Origin of the sequence: Fulvivirga kasyanovii (assembly GCF_009711405.1) — a bacterium.
Lineage (GTDB): Bacteria > Bacteroidota > Bacteroidia > Cytophagales > Cyclobacteriaceae > Fulvivirga > Fulvivirga kasyanovii.
Map to the genome: position 1 here is coordinate 40782 of NZ_SMLW01000666.1, position 2309 is coordinate 43090.

Sequence of the window (2309 nt, forward strand, 5' to 3'; positions counted from 1 at the left end):
GATGCAGATAATAAACTTCTGCAATAATTTCACATGGCTTCCGGAATAAAAAATACTGTTAAGTATATAATTATGCTTGGCATTACAGCCTTTTTACTCTGGCTGTCTTTTCAAAATATTCAAGTGTCCGGCGACGAGAGCAAATGGGACTTTATTTTAAGGACCTGGGATTCGGCGAACAAACCCTTTCTTTTTTTATCTGCATTTGCTGCAATACTCAGTCATGTGTTGAGGGCAGAGAGATGGAAATTGTTGCTAAAACCTCTTGGACACAACATTTCTTTGGGCAATAGCTTTATGTCCGTAATGGTTGGGTACTTTATTAATCTTGCAATCCCAAGAGGCGGTGAGGTATCCAGATGCTACAACCTGTACAGGTTAAACCGGGTACCGGTAGACGTTTCTTTCGGTACAGTGGTAATGGAAAGGATCATAGATTTAATTTTCCTTATTATACTGCTTACAGCGGCCTTTTTTATAGAGCTGGATAACCTGCTTTACTTCTTCCAGTCCGATGAGATCAAAAGGCTGACATCTTCAGGGGAAGACTCAAGCTTCTCCTATACTTTGCTGGTTGGGGTTATTGTATTTATTGTGGCCGTAATCCTGGTTATAAGGTATATCTTCAATAGCAAAAGATATCTTGCCCTACGCTACATGTCTAAAATAAGAGGTATGATGCGTGGTCTTAAAAGTGGTGTTACCAGCATTTTCAAGTTAGAGAAGCGAATACTTTTCATTGTTTACTCCCTGCTTATATGGTTGTGCTACTATCTGATGATGTACCTCGTGATGCTGGCATTCCCGGAAACTGCACACCTGGGCATTCTTGCGGCACTCACCATATTTGTTATTGGCGGTATTGCCATGGCTATTCCACTGCCAGGCGGTGCAGGAAGCTTCCACATACTTGTGCCTTTGGGGCTTGTGATCTTATATTCCCTACCGGAAGAGAAAGCCGTGCCCTTTACATTTATATTTCATGGATGGCAAACTTTAGTTATTATTGTTGTAGGAGCATTGTCTTTATTTCTGAGCCAGATATCTAAGAAGAAAATTGAAATCCACAAAAAATAAAATCGTAGACCGGAATAGCTTGCAGTCCATTGTTCAGGGCTGGAAGAAGGAAGGCAAAAAAGTTGTTTTTACTAATGGTTGCTTTGATATTTTGCACCTGGGCCATGTTGACTACCTGGAGAAGGCACGTCAGCGTGGAGATAAGCTTGTGTTAGGTTTGAATACAGACCTTTCGGTAAAGCGGCTTAAGGGCGAAGACAGACCTTTGAATGACCAGTATGCCCGGGCCAGGCTTTTGGCTGCTCTGGCTTTTGTAGATGCGCTGACCTATTTCGATGAAGATACACCCTATGAGTTGATCAAGGAACTAAAACCTGACATTCTCGTTAAAGGAAATGACTATTTGGCAGAAAATATTGTTGGCGCAGATATTGTGATAGCTAATGGTGGAAAGGTGGAAACTATTGCTCTTGTAGAAGGGTTTTCCACTACAAATATGATAGAAAAAATAAAAAAACAAAGTTAGATATCGGAGAAGAATATGGGAATTATAATCATTATGATTGTTTTCGGTATCATCAGTTTTGCAGTAAGTTCAAGACTGAAGAGTAAATTCAAAAAATACTCGCAGATACCACTGAATAAAAATTTATCAGGAGCTGAAATTGCCCAACTTATGTTGGGAGACAATGGCATTCACGATGTAAAGGTAACATCAGTTGAAGGCCAGTTGACAGACCACTACAACCCGGTTAACAAAACAGTTAACCTGAGCGAGGCTGTGTATTATGGCAGAAATGCTGCCGCAGCGGCTGTAGCGGCTCACGAATGTGGCCACGCTGTACAACATGCTAAAGCTTATAGTATGCTGGAATTCAGATCAGCTATGGTGCCTGTTCAAAACGCCAGTGGCAAGATCATGAACGTTATTTTCATGATGATGCTTTTCGGAGGTTTTCTACTTCCTTCATTGATACCGTTTAAACTTGCCCTGTTAGTAATTATCGGCTGTTACACTGTATTTACATTATTTGCATTTGTAACTCTGCCGGTTGAGTTTGATGCCAGTAAGCGGGCATTGGCCTGGGTTGAGCAGCGAGGTATAGTAACCTCATCTGAGCATGGTATGGCCAAAGATGCGTTGAAATGGGCTGCAATGACTTATGTAGTGGCCGCAGTAGCTTCACTTGTGACCCTACTTTACTATATCAGTATGTTTTTGGGTAGCAGAGATTAAGTAAAATAAGAGAAAATTTGTAATTTAGAGGGTTATTATGCATGCATAATAACCC

The 2309-nt window shown here is 40.9% G+C and carries 3 protein-coding genes; all 3 read left to right on the forward strand.

Annotated elements, in window-relative coordinates; genetic code table 11:
* Window positions 1-72: 72 nt before the first annotated feature.
* The 3 genes from E1163_RS26640 to E1163_RS26650 are packed head-to-tail and all read left to right on the forward strand — an operon-like array spanning window position 73 to window position 2254.
* Window positions 73-1077: a lysylphosphatidylglycerol synthase transmembrane domain-containing protein gene (locus tag E1163_RS26640; protein WP_185156226.1), complete on the forward strand. Its 1005-nt coding sequence runs from the start codon at window positions 73-75 to the stop codon at window positions 1075-1077.
* Window positions 1058-1543 (forward strand): D-glycero-beta-D-manno-heptose 1-phosphate adenylyltransferase, encoded by a 486-nt coding sequence (gene rfaE2 / locus E1163_RS26645; protein ID WP_155176177.1) that lies wholly within the window; start codon window positions 1058-1060, stop codon window positions 1541-1543. Before E1163_RS26640 ends, rfaE2 begins: the two co-directional genes overlap by 20 nt.
* 15 nt (window positions 1544-1558) lie before the next feature.
* Complete coding sequence (locus tag E1163_RS26650) at window positions 1559-2254, forward strand: zinc metallopeptidase (RefSeq protein WP_155176178.1); 696 nt, start codon at window positions 1559-1561, stop codon at window positions 2252-2254.
* The last annotated feature ends 55 nt before the right edge of the window (window positions 2255-2309 follow it).